Origin of the sequence: Ciceribacter sichuanensis (genome assembly GCF_024055605.1) — a bacterium.
GTDB lineage: Bacteria > Pseudomonadota > Alphaproteobacteria > Rhizobiales > Rhizobiaceae > Allorhizobium > Allorhizobium sichuanense.
This window is the reverse complement of record NZ_JAMXLX010000011.1, coordinates 42,932-59,132: the sequence shown is the minus strand read 5'-3', so window position 1 is coordinate 59,132 and position 16,201 is coordinate 42,932. Positions and strand designations below refer to the sequence as shown.

Annotated in this window: 20 protein-coding genes; 12 read left to right on the top strand and 8 right to left on the bottom strand. The window is 62.0% G+C overall.

Going from position 1 to position 16,201, the window contains the following annotated elements; genetic code table 11:
• Nucleotides 1-21: 21 nt before the first annotated feature.
• From NBH21_RS23480 to NBH21_RS23460, 5 genes are all read right to left on the bottom strand, one after another.
• The gene (locus tag NBH21_RS23480; protein ID WP_250916341.1) at nt 22-987 is read right to left on the bottom strand and encodes a methyltetrahydrofolate cobalamin methyltransferase; all 966 of its coding nucleotides are present in this window, start codon (nt 985-987) and stop codon (nt 22-24) included.
• Nucleotides 988-1,088: 101 nt separating this feature from the next.
• The gene (locus tag NBH21_RS23475) at nt 1,089-2,180 is read right to left on the bottom strand and encodes a methylenetetrahydrofolate reductase (protein ID WP_250916342.1); all 1,092 of its coding nucleotides are present in this window, start codon (nt 2,178-2,180) and stop codon (nt 1,089-1,091) included.
• Nucleotides 2,177-2,761: a methylenetetrahydrofolate reductase C-terminal domain-containing protein gene (locus tag NBH21_RS23470; RefSeq protein WP_250916343.1), complete on the bottom strand. Its 585-nt coding sequence runs from the start codon at nt 2,759-2,761 to the stop codon at nt 2,177-2,179. Before NBH21_RS23470 ends, NBH21_RS23475 begins: the two co-directional genes overlap by 4 nt.
• Nucleotides 2,754-3,056, bottom strand: a complete 303-nt coding sequence (locus tag NBH21_RS23465) for a virulence factor (RefSeq protein WP_250916344.1) — start codon at nt 3,054-3,056, stop codon at nt 2,754-2,756. The genes NBH21_RS23470 and NBH21_RS23465 overlap by 8 nt, the downstream gene beginning before the upstream one ends.
• A 97-nt stretch (nt 3,057-3,153) precedes the next feature.
• On the bottom strand, nt 3,154-3,927 hold the full coding sequence (locus NBH21_RS23460) for a formyl transferase (protein WP_250916345.1): 774 nt from the start codon (nt 3,925-3,927) through the stop codon (nt 3,154-3,156).
• Between the two features lie 352 nt (nt 3,928-4,279).
• On the opposite strand from NBH21_RS23460, the gene NBH21_RS23455 reads away from it, so the two are divergent.
• Nucleotides 4,280-4,438 carry an entericidin domain-containing protein gene (locus NBH21_RS23455; protein WP_250916346.1) on the top strand — a complete coding sequence of 53 codons (159 nt, stop codon included), beginning with the start codon at nt 4,280-4,282 and terminating at the stop codon, nt 4,436-4,438.
• 31 nt (nt 4,439-4,469) lie between these two features.
• On the opposite strand, the gene NBH21_RS23450 is transcribed toward NBH21_RS23455, so the two are convergent.
• Nucleotides 4,470-5,069 (bottom strand): DUF1638 domain-containing protein, encoded by a 600-nt coding sequence (locus NBH21_RS23450; RefSeq protein WP_250916347.1) that lies wholly within the window; start codon nt 5,067-5,069, stop codon nt 4,470-4,472.
• Nucleotides 5,070-5,119: 50 nt separating this feature from the next.
• Here NBH21_RS23450 and NBH21_RS23445 point away from each other — a divergent pair, with 50 nt between their 5' ends.
• Entirely contained in the window at nt 5,120-5,278 is a 159-nt protein-coding gene (locus tag NBH21_RS23445) for an entericidin domain-containing protein (RefSeq protein ID WP_250916348.1), read from the top strand.
• Nucleotides 5,279-5,458: 180 nt separating this feature from the next.
• Here NBH21_RS23445 and NBH21_RS23440 read toward each other — a convergent pair whose 3' ends face one another.
• Complete coding sequence (locus NBH21_RS23440) at nt 5,459-6,160, bottom strand: corrinoid protein (protein ID WP_250916349.1); 702 nt, start codon at nt 6,158-6,160, stop codon at nt 5,459-5,461.
• 270 nt (nt 6,161-6,430) lie between these two features.
• Between NBH21_RS23440 and NBH21_RS23435 the strand changes: the two genes are divergently transcribed.
• Entirely contained in the window at nt 6,431-7,996 is a 1,566-nt protein-coding gene (locus NBH21_RS23435; RefSeq protein ID WP_250916350.1) for a trimethylamine methyltransferase family protein, read from the top strand.
• Nucleotides 7,997-8,097: 101 nt separating this feature from the next.
• Nucleotides 8,098-8,802, top strand: coding sequence for a ferredoxin (locus tag NBH21_RS23430; protein WP_250916351.1), 705 nt, complete (start codon nt 8,098-8,100; stop codon nt 8,800-8,802).
• 10 nt (nt 8,803-8,812) lie between these two features.
• Here NBH21_RS23430 and NBH21_RS23425 read toward each other — a convergent pair whose 3' ends face one another.
• Nucleotides 8,813-9,520 (bottom strand): ParA family protein, encoded by a 708-nt coding sequence (locus NBH21_RS23425; protein WP_250916352.1) that lies wholly within the window; start codon nt 9,518-9,520, stop codon nt 8,813-8,815.
• A gap of 218 nt (nt 9,521-9,738) precedes the next feature.
• Between NBH21_RS23425 and NBH21_RS23420 the strand changes: the two genes are divergently transcribed.
• From NBH21_RS23420 to ssuC, 8 genes are all read left to right on the top strand, one after another.
• Nucleotides 9,739-10,485 (top strand): phosphodiester glycosidase family protein, encoded by a 747-nt coding sequence (locus tag NBH21_RS23420; RefSeq protein WP_425340471.1) that lies wholly within the window; start codon nt 9,739-9,741, stop codon nt 10,483-10,485.
• 145 nt (nt 10,486-10,630) lie between these two features.
• Nucleotides 10,631-11,251, top strand: a complete 621-nt coding sequence (locus NBH21_RS23415; protein ID WP_250916353.1) for an RBBP9/YdeN family alpha/beta hydrolase — start codon at nt 10,631-10,633, stop codon at nt 11,249-11,251.
• A 208-nt stretch (nt 11,252-11,459) separates the two neighbouring features.
• Complete coding sequence (locus NBH21_RS23410) at nt 11,460-11,663, top strand: hypothetical protein (RefSeq protein ID WP_099057902.1); 204 nt, start codon at nt 11,460-11,462, stop codon at nt 11,661-11,663.
• A 14-nt stretch (nt 11,664-11,677) separates the two neighbouring features.
• Entirely contained in the window at nt 11,678-11,818 is a 141-nt protein-coding gene (locus tag NBH21_RS23405; protein WP_250916354.1) for a hypothetical protein, read from the top strand.
• Between the two features lie 300 nt (nt 11,819-12,118).
• Nucleotides 12,119-13,084, top strand: coding sequence for an aliphatic sulfonate ABC transporter substrate-binding protein (locus tag NBH21_RS23400; protein ID WP_250916355.1), 966 nt, complete (start codon nt 12,119-12,121; stop codon nt 13,082-13,084).
• A gap of 30 nt (nt 13,085-13,114) precedes the next feature.
• Complete coding sequence (locus NBH21_RS23395) at nt 13,115-14,080, top strand: aliphatic sulfonate ABC transporter substrate-binding protein (protein WP_250916356.1); 966 nt, start codon at nt 13,115-13,117, stop codon at nt 14,078-14,080.
• A 25-nt stretch (nt 14,081-14,105) separates the two neighbouring features.
• Nucleotides 14,106-15,275, top strand: coding sequence for an FMNH2-dependent alkanesulfonate monooxygenase (gene ssuD, locus NBH21_RS23390; protein ID WP_250916357.1), 1,170 nt, complete (start codon nt 14,106-14,108; stop codon nt 15,273-15,275).
• Nucleotides 15,276-15,344: 69 nt separating this feature from the next.
• Entirely contained in the window at nt 15,345-16,193 is an 849-nt protein-coding gene (gene ssuC, locus NBH21_RS23385; protein ID WP_250916358.1) for an aliphatic sulfonate ABC transporter permease SsuC, read from the top strand.
• Nucleotides 16,194-16,201 lie beyond the last annotated feature (8 nt).

Genomic DNA, 16,201 nt, shown 5'->3' with positions numbered 1-16,201 from the left:
TGCTCTGGTAAAGGCCTGTCATTACTCGCTGGCAGCACCGCCACCCACGCGCGCGGCGCGACCGCCGCGGCGACCGCCTCCGGTCGAGGCGGATGCCGGGGCGGCTGCGGCCGCGCCGCCTTCGGCCGGCTTGTAGTCGCGGTAGGTCTTGATCCAGTTGTAGCAATGCTCGTCGGTGCCGTTCAGAACGTTGGCGGCGCGCACGGCCTCCATTTCGGCCGGGCGGCAGGGGTTCATGATCGCGCTCGTCATGCCGGCGCCGATGACCATCGGGATGAAGCCGGCATTGATGCCGTGGCGATGGGGCAGACCGAAGGAGATGTTGGAAAGGCCGCAGGTGGTGTTGACCTTCAGCTCCTCGCGCAGGCGTCGGATGAGGGCGAAGACCTGCAGGCCGGCCGAACCGATGGCGCCGATCGGCATGACCAGCGGGTCGACGACGATGTCATGCGGCTTGATGCCGTAATCGGCGGCGCGCTCGACGATCTTCTTTGCGACAGCGAAACGGACGTCGGGATCCTGCGAAATGCCGGTCTCGTCATTGGAGATCGCGACGACCGGCACGTCGTATTTCTTGCAGAGCGGCAGGATGGCTTCGAGCTTTTCTTCCTCGCCGGTGACGGAATTGATCAGCGGCCGGCCCTTGGCGATCTTGAGGGCGGCCTCGATGGCGGCGGTCACGGAGCTGTCGATCGACAGGGGCACGTCGACGAGACCCTGGACGATTTCCATGGTCTTGACGAGGAGCGGCGGCTCGGTCTCGTTCGGGTTGACGGCGGTGACGCCCGCATTGACGTCGAGCATGGTGGCGCCTGCGGCGACCTGTTCCAGCGCATCCTTGATGACGGTGTCGAAATTGCCCTCGATCATTTCCGCGGCGAGCTTCTTGCGGCCGGTCGGATTGATGCGCTCCCCGATGACGCAGAACGGCTGGTCGAAGCCGATGATGATTTCTCGGGTTGCGGATGCGACGATGGTACGGGTCATTTCGGTCCTCCGGTCGGGCGCGCGTCAATGAGGTCTAGCGTGCCGGGAAATGGGTTACAAGGGCAGCGTGGGGGGCGGCGGCTGGTGGCCAAACGCCGCGTTCAATGCGGATGGCTGGCGGCTTTTTCGGCAAGTTGCTGCTGATCCTCGAGCTTCTCTCCACGGATCGCCTCGAGCCGTTCCGCGACGAGCGCATCGCTGGGGCTCGCTTCGCGCTGCCACGGCTTGCGGCCCTTCAGGACGCCCGATTCATGGACGATCTCGGCGACATATTCCTCCTGGCGATAGGCCATGACGTGGACGCCGGAGATGCCCTCGATCTCCTTCACCTCGTTGATGATGTCGATGCAGAGCTGCTTGCCTTCCTTCTTCTGGTCCTCCGCACCCTCCAGACGCTTTATAACGGTATCGGGAATGTGGATGCCGGGGACGTTGGAACGGATCCACTTGGCCGTCTTGGCCGAGGCGAGCGGACCAACACCGACGAGGATGAAGCATTTCTCGTGCAAGCCGAGATCGCGGACCTTCTTCATGTATTCGCGAAACATCGGCACGTCGAAGCAGTACTGGCTCTGCACGAACTGTGCGCCGGCCTCGATCTTCTTGGCGAGGCGGTAAGGCCGGAAATCGTAAGGCGGAGCGAACGGATTGATGGCGGCGCCGAGGAAGACCTGCGGCGGCGAGGTGAGCTTGCGGCCGGAGAGGAATTTCGACTGGTCGCGCATGGTGCGCACGGTTTCCAAAAGCGACATGCAGTCGAGGTCGAAAACCGGTTTGGCACCCGGCTGGTCGCCGGCCTGCACGCCATCGCCGGTCAGGCACATGATGTTCTGCACGCCCATGGCGGAAGCGCCGAGAACATCGCCCTGAATGGCGATGCGGTTCTTGTCGCGGCAGGCGATCTGCATGATCGGGGCATAGCCCATGCGCGTCAGCAGCGCGCAGATGCCGACAGAGGACATGTGGCAATTGGCGCCGGACGCATCCACGGCGTTGATGCCGTCGACCCAGCCGTCGAAGATCGACGCGCGCTCATAGACATCATGCGGATTGGCGCTGTCGGGCGGGTTAAGTTCGGCGGTGACGGCGAATTCGCCGCGACGCAGCACGCGTTCGAGGCGGCCGCGGGAGGAATGACCGGGAAGCGGATCGAGGGGTGCGCCGGGATCATGGGGATTGATATCGGGGCTCATGCCTTCGCATCCTTCGAGAGAGTGTCACGGACCTCGGCGGCTTCGGCGGTGACGCGCAGCCAGGAAGAGGTTTCGCGCAGGGACTGGTTCACCGGCTTCTGCACCTTCATGATCGCCTCTCCATGCACCATGTTGCGCGATCCCGCCCAGGCCTGAACCCAGACGCAGGGCATATCGGGCTCGACCTCGCAATTGCCGTTGGCGCGCACGCCGCCGCAGGGACCGTTCCTGAGCTGCTTGGGACAGTTCATGGGACAGGACATGCCAGTGGATGACAGCACGCACTGGCCACACATTCGACAGTCGAACAGCAGGCCCTTGACGTTGCGCTCGACGAAGGTCACCGGCCGCTCGACGCGGGCATAGCCAATCTTTTTCCACAAAGGATGGAGAAAGAGGAAGGCGTTGGCGAAACGCGCATAGAACCATTCCAGCGCCCGCGAATGACGCACGGACCAGAGACGGATGGTATAGGAACGGCGCGCGCGGCGGTTGGGCGACACGCTGGACGGCGTATAAGCGCCGGAAGCGGCCTTTGCGGCGGGCGCGGCATTGCCCTTGATCGGCCTTACCTCAGCCATTGTCCCGGCCTCCGGCATGGACGAGAGCGACGAGACGGGCCTTGTCGTAGGCCGCCTCGATCTCGGCCGCGGCCTTGTCGGCTTCGGCTTCCAGATCGTCACCGACCGGGATCGGATCGCCCTTGCGCCATTCCGCGAGATAGTCGTCGGTCTCGGCCGCACCGGTGCGCATGGCGCACATGTCGATCGCCTCGGTAAACCGCAGCGACAACTCCCGTTTTGCCGTTTTCCTGCCCTGCTTGACGATGACCTGGGCGGGTATGTCGCGCCAGTAGACGATAATCCTGTCGGCCATGTCTTCACTCCCCTTTTCCGTCAGAATGCACGTGGCTCAGGCGAGGGACTGCGCTTCTGACGACGTCGCATATGGCAAAAAGCGACGTCGCACCGAATTACCAGACGCCACGCGTGAGGCCGTGACGCAGCCAGTCCCATATGGCGGGCGGAAAGCGCATTGCCGAAGGCCCGCCGGGCTGATGGGGCGACAGGCGTCCGGCCAGCGCATCTTCGACGGCCTTCCGGGTAATGTCGAGCGCCGCAATCGTCAGGACGAGAGGATAAGTCGAGACAAAATCGCCTTTTCCCGGCGCGGTGCGAACTTCATAGAGCGTGCCGCCGGTATCGGTTCCGGCGTCGACCAGATGGACGGTCGCACCGAAGTTTCCGCTGTCACGCTCCACCAGCGACCAGTAACCGCCCATCTGGCCGCGATAGGCGGGATTGATGCCGGCATGCAGGTTGATGACCGGGCAGGGCATGGAGGCCAGAACAGCCGGCGACATCAGGCGCGTGCTCACCAGCAGGATGGCCTTGGGCTGGAGCGCCTGTACAAGTGCGACGCAGCTCTCGTCATTGATCGAGGAGACCTCGTGCTGGGGAATGGCGGGGGAAAACTCGTCGCTCAACCCGCTCGAAGCGACGAGTTCCGCGGTGCGTCTTGCGGCGAAACGCCGGAGCAGGCGGGCGGCGATCATCGTCGCCAGTTGCCCGAGCGCGTTGGCCCAACCAAGTCGGCGCGCACGACGTCGAGTGATGCCCCATTTCGATTCCGATGCCTCGAGCACCACCTGCAGACCGGGGAAACGGGTTGCGAGCGCATTTGCGACAATGGCCGGGTTCGGACCACCGGCCGTCAGAAGGAGAACGGTCGGCGCGCGTTCGGTCACTTCGACGCCTCCGGACCATGAAACGAATCGACGACCACTCCCGCAATGACTGCCATTGTCCGCTCCCCCGGCCCAAGCGGCGCGTTGCGAACCTTCAGATCCGCTCCCTGCGCTCTGTCCCTGTTTCAATGCATGTCGTCACAGGAAGACCACCCGGCAGCTTTTGCGTGACATGCTTTAGCTGCGATCATCCGGGTTTCATTCCCGGAGGCGCAGAAGTGCCTTCTTAACGCCGATCGCTGAAAGTCCGGTTAATCGCCTTGTCGCGAGAAACGCGGACCGCCTTGCATTTGTCCGAAGCCGATGCCATGGGACGCGGATCAGATCCAATGTTTCATCGGGAAGGGTTCTCATGTCGGCAAGGCAGATTTCCACGGCTGTCGTTCTCGGTTTCGCACTGATTGCACTCAGCGGCTGCGGCAATACCATCCGCGGCGTCGGCAAGGACGTCGGAGGCGTGGTCGATGCGACCAAGGACGCGGGGCGCAGCGTCGCAAATTCCGTGAAGTAACCGGACGGGAGGGGCGGTTACCTCCGCTCCGTCAGAGGACCGACAGTTCCTTCTGCAGGTCGCCATAGCCGGTGAACCGGTATTCATAGGCGAGGCCGAGGTATTCGGCCGCGGACCGAGCCTTTTCCTGCAAGGCCGCATCCTCTTCCTGCGACAGGTAGACCAGCTTGGTGTAGTTGCCGAAATACATGTCCTTCAGTTGCGGATGGCGGTCGAGCCCCAGCGGCTCGATGACGAAGGCCTCGAATTGGCGGGCAAGGAAATCGGTAAGGAAGAAGGCCGTCACATCGTCGTCCCAGCGGGCGGCGAAATCCTCGTTGCCAGCAAAGAAGGAATAACAGTGCGGTCCCGAAAGGCGTTCGACGCCGAGACGCTCGCACACCTTGTCGAGAAGACCGCCGGTGCCGCAATCGGCGTAAGCGACGAAAACCCTTTCCGCTCCGTTCTGCCGGGCTTCGATGACGGCCTGTTCCACGCCCGGCGCGATCCGGTCCGGGGTCGCATGCCAGATCGCGGGCAGACAGGAAAGCTCCAGATGGTCGAGTTGCGACAGGCGCGAAACGGCAAGGATCTCGCGGGCGATCGCGCCGCAAGCGATGACGTGAACCTTTTTCGCGTTGCCGCGTTTCACGCTGGTATCCGATGCAATTGTTCCATCACCATTTTCTGGAGCTTCCAATCATGACCTTCAAGACACTGACCGCCGCCGCCGTCCTCATTGTTTCCGGTCTTGCCCTGACCGGCTGCGGCAACACCATCCGCGGCATGGGCAAGGACACCGCCAGCGCCGTCAATGCAACCCAGGCTGCCGGACAGGATGTCGAGAGGGCAGCCCAGTAAACACTTCCGCCTAGTATAGGGCGTTCGCTCGCGTTGCGACAACTGCGGCGTCCTGCTGGATCTCGCGGCTTTTAAGGCTGTGGGATTCAGCGGCCTCCCGAACCTCATCAATCAAAAAGCGCCGGCAGCAAGGCAGCCGGCGCTTTTGTCATAGCTGAATGGCATTTGCCGGAGCAGGCCTCAGACGCGGGCGCCGAGGCTGTTGTGCTTGCGGGAAATGAGTTCCTTCGCCGTTTCGACAGCAATCGCGGCGTCGCGGCAATAGGCGTCAGCGCCAACGGCCTTGCCGAATTCCTCGTTGAGCGGTGCCCCGCCGACCAGCACGATATAGTCGTCGCGCATGCCCTTTTCCTTGAGCGTGTCGATCACGACCTTCATGTAGGGCATGGTGGTGGTGAGCAGCGCCGACATGCCGAGGATATCCGGCTTCTCGCGCTCGATGGCTTCAAGATAGTTTTCGACCGGATTGTTGATGCCGAGATCGACGACGTCGAAGCCGGCGCCTTCCATCATCATGCCGACGAGATTCTTGCCGATGTCGTGGATATCGCCCTTGACGGTGCCGATGACCATCTTGCCCTGCTTCGGCGCGCCGGTAGCCGCCAGCAACGGACGAAGAATGGTCATGCCAGCCTTCATCGCATTGGCAGACAGAAGCACTTCCGGCACGAAGAGGATGCCGTCGCGGAAGTCGATACCGACGATGCGCATGCCCTCGACAAGCGCCTGGGTGAGGACATCATAGGGTGCCCAGCCGCGATCCAGCAGGATCTGGGTCGCTTCCTCGATCTCCTCCTTGAGGCCATCATAGAGGTCGTCGTGCATCTGCTGCACGAGTTCTTCGTCGGAGAGTTCCGAAAGAATGATTTCGTCGTCGGACATGATGGTGCTTCCCGCTTCGTTTTTATCGCGATTCCGATCGCAGCCAGATCAGACTGCCTGAAGGGAAGTTAAACCTCAATATCGCCAAAAACTCTTTTCGAAAGCGACGCGCCGATCCTGAAAAACGACGGTCCCAGGCCAGCGTTGACAAATGCCATGTCTGTCAGACGCAAGCGCTTGGCGCATTAAGGATGGTTTCCCGGGCGAATTTGAATAGCATAATGAAGGAGTGAGAAGCAGCGCATCAAGCGCCTGAGTGAGGAAACAGACATGGATGACATCACAACACAATCAGGCGAAGGACGCCGCTCTCGCGGCGAGGGACGCGGGGCTGCCGCCCGCAGGGCATCGCGCAGCGGAGGCGGCGCCGGACCGGCCATGCCTTACATCACGCGCAAGATCGCGCCCTATGAAGTGCTCGACGAGGAAGGCCTGCAGCTCATCGAGCGCAATGCCGACACCATTCTGGAGGAAATCGGCATCGAGTTCCGCGACGACGCAGAAGCGCTGGAACTCTGGAAAAACGCCGGAGCCGACGTGAGGGGGCAGCGCGTGCATTTCCCCAAGGGGCTTTGCCGCGAACTCCTGAAGACCGCGCCTTCCGTCTTCACCCAGCACGCCCGCAATCCGGAGCGCAGCGTACAGATCGGCGGCAAGGCCACCGTGTTCGCGCCGAACTACGGTTCGCCCTTCGTCCGCGACCTCGACGGCAACCGCCGTTACGCAACGCTTGAGGACTTCCGCAATTTCGTGAAGCTCGCCTACATGGCGCCTTCGGTGCACCATTCCGGCGGCACGGTCTGCGAGCCGGTAGACATTCCGGTGAACAAGCGTCACCTGGACATGGTCTACAGCCACATCAAATATTCCGACAAGCCGTTCATGGGCTCGGTCACCGCGCCGGAAAGGGCGGAAGATTCGGTCGCGATGTGCAAGATCCTGTTCGGCGACGATTTCGTCGAGAACAACACGGTCCTGATCAACCTGATCAACGCCAACTCGCCGATGGTCTATGACGAGACCATGCTCGGCGCGGCCAAGGTCTATGCCCGCCACAACCAGGCCTGCGTGATCTCGCCCTTCATCCTTTCCGGCGCGATGAGCCCGGTCACGGTCGCCGGCACGCTGACGCAGATTCTCGCCGAAGTGCTGGCGGGTGCATCCTTCACCCAGCTCATTCGTCCGGGTGCGCCGGTGCTGTTCGGCACCTTCGCCGCCTCGATCTCGATGCAGTCGGGCGCGCCGACCTTCGGCACGCCGGAACCGGCGCTCGTCTCCTACGGCGCGGCCCAGCTTGCAAGGCGTCTCGGCCTGCCGTTCCGTACCGGCGGTTCGCTTTGCGCATCCAAGGTTCCGGACGCACAGGCGGCTCACGAGAGCGCCAACACGCTCAACATGACGTTGCTCGCCGGCACCAACTTCGTGCTGCATGCCGCAGGCTGGCTCGAGGGCGGCCTTGCCGCCTGCTACGAGAAGTTCATGATCGACCAGGACCAGCTCGGCATGATGCAGAAGCTCGCGCAGGGCGTAGACCTTTCCGAGAGCGGACAGGCGATGGACGCGATCCGCGAGGTGGGTCCCGGCGCGCACTATCTCGGCTGCGCCCACACGCAGGCAAACTTCCAGACGGCCTTCTATCGCTCGGCGCTCGCCGACAACAACTCCTTCGAACAGTGGGAGGTGGAAGGTCGCAAGCGCATCGAGGACCGCGCCAATGCGCTTTGCCGCTCCTGGCTCGACTCGTATGAAGCTCCGCCGCTCGACCCGGCCATCGACGAAGCGCTTCTGGCCTACATCGCCCAGCGCAAGGATTCGATGCCGGACGCTTTCACCTGAAGGCATCCCGACTCCGCCAGGGAGCAAGGCGGGTCAGCGCTGGTCGCCGACATGATCCAGAGCGAGGTCTGGCGACCGCATTACAAATATGAGGGGCCGCGATGAGCGGCTCCTTGCCCATTCTTGACGGGATAGCCTCGACGCTCGGCCGACATGGACTGCATGTCCGGGGCATCGCGCATTTTCCCGGCGGGCAGGGCGGGCCGACGCTTTCGGATGGCCGTCAGGCACGGTCAGTGGTGCTGATCGGCAATATCGGCGGCTCGCTGTGGGAGACGTTTTCCGACTGGCGGGAAAAACGCGTGGACCGCGGAGGAGCCGATCCTCTCGACGCATGGTCGAAAGAGGTGATCGGCGAGATCGCCGGACGCCTTGGTGTTACGGCCTATTATCCGTCCGATCCGCCGTACCAGCCGTTCCAACAATGGGCGATGAAAGCGGAAGGGCTCAAGGCCTCGCCGCTCGGAATGCTCATTCATCCGCAATACGGTTTGTGGCATGGCTATCGTGGGGCATTGGGTTTTGCGGAAGATATCACTGAAGAACGAGTTCCGCCTGACGATAGCGACATCTGCGGCCAGTGTCCTGACAAGCCATGTCTTTCGACTTGTCCTGCTACGGCTGTTTTTCGGGACCGTTTCGACATTGTCGGCTGTCGTTCCCACCTCGCCACAGCCGAGGGCAAGGCGGGGTGCATGACATCGGGATGCCTTGCACGCGCCGCTTGCCCGATCGGGTCGATCTATCGCTATCCGGAAGCGCAACTGCGCTTCCACATGGAAGCGCTCCACCCTCCTCCCGGATAGTCTTTCGTTATCACGCCGCTTTCAGGGCCGGAGCCTTGCGGCTGACGGTGCGGACCGAGCGCTGGGGAAGCTGCGTGAGAACTTCATCGGCAAAGGAGACCGCGTTTTCGATCGCCTTGTGCAGGTTCGACACCTCACGGGAATCGAGCGTATGCAGCAGACCGCCCTTGTCGAAGATGTCACGATAGGCCGCGCGTTCGGCAAGTGCGGTGGAGAGTGTCGGAATGCCACGGCGACCGAGGAATTCCTTGGCGGCGCCGAGCGCGCGGGTGGTGACGGCGGCATTGACGCGCGTCAGCACGACCGAATGGGGAATGCGGACTTCGCAGGTATCGCTGAGCGCCTTGAGGAGTTCGAGAACCTCCGCACCGCCCTGGGCATCCATGGCGCAACCCTGAACCGGGATCAGCACGTGATCGGCAAGACCGACGGCCTTGGCGAGCAGCGCATCCTGGCTGGAGGGCAGGTCGATCAGGACGTAGCCGCCGCGCTTCTTCGCCCGGACGGTCACCGCCTCGATGGTTTCCTCGGTGACCTGGGTGACCGACAGCAGGCCATTGGCGCTGCCGAGCGCATGCCAGCGGCTGATCCAGCCGCGCGGATCAGCGTCGAGAATGGTAACGCGATTGCCGCGAGCGGCGAGTTCACTTGCAAGAATGAGTGCGGCGGTGGTTTTTCCGGCACCGCCCTTGGTATTGGCAAACGTAATTACTGGCATGTCATTTCCTTCATAAAAAAGGGTCCGAGCCAAGTCATTGCTCTGCGGGGGGATGAGGCGGCTTTCCATGCCGCGTCATGGCCATTCTTGGTAGTTATGGTTAATGAATAGTAAACGAGGGAGGGCATTCGTTAACATCTGCCGGCAAATTTCGGCCGGAGCCTTCGCTATCCATGTTCGACCGGCATCGCCCATAAAGGGAACCACGGATTTCATTCATGCGACTGTTTTTTCTGTTATTTTCCATAATTATCAGTGCGTGCAGCATTTCCCATGCGGCCGAAACCGGGCCTTGCCGGGAACTCATCCGGGACGGTACCCGCTACACGGTCTGCAGTTTCGCACCTGATGCGACGTTAAGAATCTACCATTCCGATCCGACCGGCACGCCCTTCGGCAATTTCGATTCTCTCTCGCTCCAACTGTGGAAGGAACGGCATTATCCGGTCTTCGCCATGAATGGCGGCATGTATCATGACGACCTCTCGCCGGTCGGACTGTTCGTCGAGAACGGGATCGAGCGCCAGCCGATCAGCACGCGGGCAGGGTGGGGCAATTTCCACCTGCTGCCGAATGGCGTTTTCTACGTGGCGAGCGGGAAACCGGGCGTGATGGAGACGCAGGCCTATATCCGGGAGAAGCCGAAGGCCGATTATGCCACCCAGTCCGGCCCGATGCTGGTGATCGACGGCAAGCTGCATCCGCGTTTTCTGCCAGACAGCGACAGCCTCAAGATCCGCAACGGCGTCGGGGTCGATGCCGCGGGCAGGGTGCATTTCGTCATCAGCAAGGACCCGGTGAGCTTCTATGCTTTTGCATCGCTCTTTCGCGACGAACTGGGTTGCGACAACGCGCTTTACCTCGACGGTACGATTTCGAGCGCGCTCATTCCGTCAATGGGCAGACGTGACCGATTCTTTCCGCTCGGGCCGATCATCGCGGTAATCGGGACCGTTCCGCAATAAGGGCATCATGAAACGGCGGCGCAACAGATGAGCCATCATCGCGCAATGCTTTTCTACTAAAACAGTCGACAATAGGTCGCACTTTCTTAGCGAAGCTTTCGCGTTGCGGCATAATCCCGCTGTATTCCAACGGGAAGGCCAGACGATGAAGGACCCGGACTGTAGCAGGACTGAAGCAACACTCGTTATTCCGGGGCTGAACGGCTCCGGCGATGGTCACTGGCAGTGGCATTGGGCCCATGAACGGCCCGGCGCCGTCACTGTGGAACAGGAAAGCTGGTCCTGCCCCGATCTTGCAAGCTGGCAACAGCGTCTCGGCGAAGTCCTGTCACAGCATGACGATGTCTGGATCGTCGCTCACAGCCTCGGCTGCATCCTGACCGCAAAACTTGCCGACAGCCCGCTCGCATCCCGTGTCAAAGGCGCTCTGCTGGTTGCTCCCTGCGACCTCGCACAGGTGGAACGTCTGCACCCTTGCGTCGTGAATTTCGGCGAGATGCCGCAGCAGCGTCTGCCTTTTCCGAACCTTGTGGTCGGCAGTCTCGACGACCCCTACATGGATTTCGCCACCACGCGAAGGATGGCGCGGCTCTGGGGCAGCGACCTCGTCGACATCGGTTATGCCGGACACATCAACATTCGCAGTGGCTATGGCCGCTGGCCGACCGGCTACGAATTGCTCGATCTCCTGAAAGGCGAGAGCAAGCGGCCCCACGACCGTTCGCTGGCCGGCCGGCAGGCTGCGCCGCTCGCCGCCTACTTCTGAAAAATCGACCGTACGCCGAACATTTCGGTTTCCCGGCAGTTATTCCGCACGAGGGGAAAAAGGCGGATCATCTTTCTCCCGAACACGAGGAATATAGAATACAAATTTTGTAGAAAATATTGACCATATCGATTTTGCCAGCGAAACTATCAATCAAGCTCAATGTCGAGTGAACCCAATCTCGGGTGAACCTAAGGAGGACCAAGAAATGCCATACGGTATCGAACTCTTCTCCTTCGACCTGTTCGGCCTGTCCCGCAAGGGCGCTCCGGCCGCAACTCCTTCGACAACCGCTGACGTGTCCAAGGCCAAGCTTGAGACACGTCGGGAAAGCCCGGCCGAGGACGATTCCGATCTGGATCGCCCGGGCCGTCACGAAATCTTCTTCTGGGGCCTTTTCCCGGTTCTTTGATCTGGAGACCAATCATGGCTTACGTTCAGACGCAAACCAGTCGCACGCAGCGCATTGAAGCCCGCCGCTCGTCTTTGGTCTGGGGCGAGATGTGCGGCATCGCAGCCGTCGTCGGCTCTATCGCCTTCGTCGCACTGCTGACCATTGCTCTCTAAAAACCATTTTTCAGGTTTACCGGTATTCCCAGGCCTCCGTTTTCGGAGGCCTTTTTCTTTGAACGCGGGGGAGTTCGCTGGTCGCCACTGCCTGGACCACCCGATGCGTTGAACCGGTGCGCCGCACGCCGCAACGAAAGCTCGCAGCCGGTGGAATGTCCACAACCGGGCGAACAGGGCAACGGATAATCTCCACACCGCCCTCAGGGTTGGAATAATATTCCTTATCGAAACTATAGAAAATAATATCATCAAACCATCGAAACATTGGCGCGATCAGGTGCCGCATCGGAGGTCGAGATGATTACGAGAAGACAGGGGCTGAAGCTTGCGGCGGTCCTTACCCTGGCAGGAGCAGTGCCGTTCGGCCGCCCGGCATTCGCAGAAACCAAGACCATCCGGATCGGCTGGCAGAAGTTCGGCGTGCTGGCGCTCGCCAAGCAGCAGGGTGCGCTTGAGAAGCGTTTCGCCGACCGCGGCATCAACATCGAATGGTCGGAATTCACCTCCGGTCCGCCGCTGCTCGAAGCCCTTGGCGCTGGCTCGCTCGACTTCGGCCCGACCGGTGACGTGCCGCCGCTCTTTGCCCAGGCGGCCCGCGGCGATCTTCTCTATGTCGGCACCTATAAGCCGCCGGCAGCCTTCCACGGCATCCTCGTTCACAAGGATTCGCCGATCAAGACTCTGGCCGACCTCAAGGGCGTGAAGCTCGCCTACAAGCGCGGATCGAGCGCTCACAACTTTGCCTTCAAGGCTTTGGCAAAGGCTGGCCTGACACCATCAGACGTTCAGGAAGTCGACCTGCCGCCGCCGGATGCCGCAGCCGCCTTCAAGAACGGCAGCATCGACGCATGGTCGATCTGGGATCCCTATTTCGCCATCGCCGAAAAAGATCCGGACGCCCGGCTGCTGACCACCTCCGAAGGCATCGTCGAGGCATGGGGCTATTTCCTCGGTAACGGTGCCTTCACCGCAGCCAACCCGGAAGTCGTATCGGAAATTCTCGATGAGCTCGCCAAGGTTGGCGCGGCCGCCCAGTCCGACATCGACGGCACGACGGAGGCGCTTTCCAATATCACCGGCGTTCCGGCCGATGTGACGCGCGTCACCCTGACACGCGCCGGCTCCGACCTCGGCAAGGTCGCAACGGTGTCGGACGAGGCCGTGGCCTACCAGCAGGCGCTGGCGGACGACTTTCACGCGCTCGGCGTCCTTCCGCGCAAGCTCACCATCTCGGACATCGTCTGGCGTCCGAAGGCAAGCTGATCCCGAAACCGTCATCCGAAAGGTATCGCCATGATCAACCGCAGACAGACCCTCGGCCTCCTTGGCGCCGCTGCGACGGCGCTTGCACTGCCGAACATCAGGACCGCTCGTGCAGCGGCCAGCGAGTTCCGCATCGGCTGGCAGAAGAACGGTGTGCTGGCGCTTGCCAAGCGCACCGGTGCGCTCGAAAAACGGCTCGCGCCACGAGGCATTTCCATCACATGGTCGGAATTCACCTCCGGCCCGCCGCTGCTCGAAGCGCTGGGTTCCGGTTCGCTCGATTTCGGGCCGACCGGTGACGTGCCACCGCTGTTTGCCCAGGCAGCCGGGGGAAACCTGCTCTATGTCGGTACCTATCGGGGACCATCGACCGGCTCCGCGATCCTCGTCCACAAGGATTCGCCGATCAAGACGCTCGAGGACCTGAAGGGCAAAAAGGTCGCCTTCAAACGCGGATCGAGCGCCCACAACTTCACAGTGAAGGCCTTGCGCAAGGCGGGTCTTGCGGTCGGCGACGTGGAAGCCATCGACCTTCCGCCGCCGGATGCCGCAGCAGCCTTCAAGACGGGCAGCATCGACGCATGGGCGATATGGGATCCCTATTACGCCGTCGCCGAAGCCGATCCGCAGGCGCGCGTGCTGACGACGGCCGAGGGCATTGTCGACAGCTGGAGCTTCTATTTCGGCAATGGCGATTTCACGGCCGCCAATCCGGAGGTTCTCTCCGAGGTCATCGACGAACTGGCCAAGACCGGCGCCTGGGCTCAATCCCACCTCGACGAGACGATTGCCGCCCTTTCGGAAATCACCGGCGTGCCGATCGAGGTTACCCGCACCGTGCTGACCCGCAAGGGCGCGGACCTCGGCAAGGTGGGTGTGCTGACCGATGAAGCCGTCACCTACCAGCAGGCGCTTGCCAACGAGTTCCACGGACTCGGCATCCTGCCGAAGAAACTCACGATTTCCGACATCGTCTGGCGGCCGAAAGCCAGCTGACGCTTATTTCTGAAAGGACATTGCCATGACCAAGACCGACCAACCGCTCGACTTCCTCTGGTTCATCCCGACCTCCGGCGACGGCACCTATCTCGGCTCCGACGATCTCAGCCGCCCGTCCGATCCCGGTTACTTCCGCGAGCTCGCGACGGCGGTCGACCGCCTCGGTTATTCCGGGGTGCTGATCCCGACCGGCGTCGCCTGCGAGGAATCCTTCGTGCTTGCCGGCAATCTGGCTGCCTATACCGAAAAGCTGAAATTCCTCGTGGCCATCCGCCCCGGCACGGCATCGCCGGCCTATTACGCACGCCTTGCCTCGACCCTCGACCGCGTTTCCAACGGTCGCCTGCTCCTGAACATCGTGGTTGGCGGCAGCGCGCAGGAACTCGCCGGCGACGGCATCTTCCTGCCGCATGACGAACGTTACGACCATGCGGAAGAATTCTTCCAGGTGTTCAACTCGCTGCTCGAAACAGGCAAGGCCAATCTGGACGGCAAATACATCAAGGCGCTCAATGCGCAGATCGGTTTTCCGCCGGTGCAGGAGCCGCGCCCGCCGCTCTATTTCGGCGGCTCTTCCGATGCGGCCATCAAGTTCGCCGGCGCTCACGTCGAGAAGTACCTGACCTGGGGCGAACCGCCGGCGCAGGTCGCCGAAAAGATCGCCGCCGTTCGCAAGGCGGCTGCGGCGAAGGGCAGGGAAGTTTCCTTCGGCATCCGTCTGCATTTCATCGTCCGCGAAACCGACGACGAAGCATGGGCAGCAGCCGACAAGCTGATCTCCAAGCTTTCCGACGAAACGATTGCAGCGGCTCAGGAAGGCTTTGCCAAGAACTCCGATTCAGTCGGGCAGGCGCGCATGGTCGCCCTGCATAACGGCCGCCGCGACAAGCTCGAGGTTTCTCCGAACCTCTGGGCCGGTATCGGTCTCGTGCGCTCCGGCGCCGGCACGGCACTGGTCGGCTCGCCCAAGACGGTTGCCGCTCGGCTGCGCGAATATCAGGAGCTCGGCATCGATACGATCGTGGCTTCGGGCTATCCGCATCTCGAGGAAGCCTACACGGTCGCCGAGCTGCTGTTCCCGGAAATCGGCCTTGCCGGACCGCGCAACCAGATCCGCTCTTCCTTCGGCGAACGCCAGGTGTTCGGCGGCGGCGGCCATGGCGGCAATCTCAAGGTGGTGTCCGGCTCCTGATCCGGCTGGCACCTCTTTTGGCCGCGAGTTCACCTCGCGGCCTTTTTCCCATCCAAGGAGAGCGCTCCCATGACGGTATATGACATTCCAACGGAGAGACCGGCCGCCAGTCGTTCGGCCCAAGGGTTCGGCGCTTGGCGTCCCCGGTGGCGTCCGCGTTTCAGCTTCAGCGGGTTCGTGCCCTATCTGCTTCCGGCAGGCGTGATCGCCATCTGGCAGCTGCTCTCCTCCGTCGGCTGGATCTCGGCCCGGATCATGCCGGCTCCGAGCGACGTGATAATCGCCTTCATCGACCAGCTTTCGAGCGGTGAACTGCTGCGCGACATCGCCGTATCCGGCGGTCGCGCGCTTGCCGGCCTCATCGTCGGCGGCAGCATCGGGCTGGCGCTCGGCATTGCCAATGGCGTGTCGAAGCTTTCGGAACAACTGACCGATACGACACTGCAGATGCTGCGCACCATTCCCCATCTGGCGATGATCCCGCTCGTCATCCTGTGGTTCGGGATCGGCGAGGAATCCAAGCTGTTCCTCACGTCGCTCGGCGTTCTTTTCCCGATCTATCTCAATACGTTCCACGGGGTACGCAATGTGGACAGGGACCTTCTGGAAATGGGCCGGATCTACGGCATGAGCGGCTGGACGCTGTTTCGCAAGGTGATCCTGCCGGGTGCGCTACCCTCGATCTTCGTCGGCCTGCGCTATGCGCTCGGCATCATGTGGCTGACCCTGATCGTGTCGGAATCGATCGCTGCGTCCTCCGGCATCGGCCATATGGCAAACGAGGCGCGCGAATTCATGATGACGGATGTCGTGGTGCTCGCACTGTTGATCTACGCGGCGCTGGGCAAGCTTGCCGACGTCATCGCCCGCAGTCTGGAGCGGCGCACGCTCTCCTGGAACCCGGTCTATCAGAAATGAGGATGCCG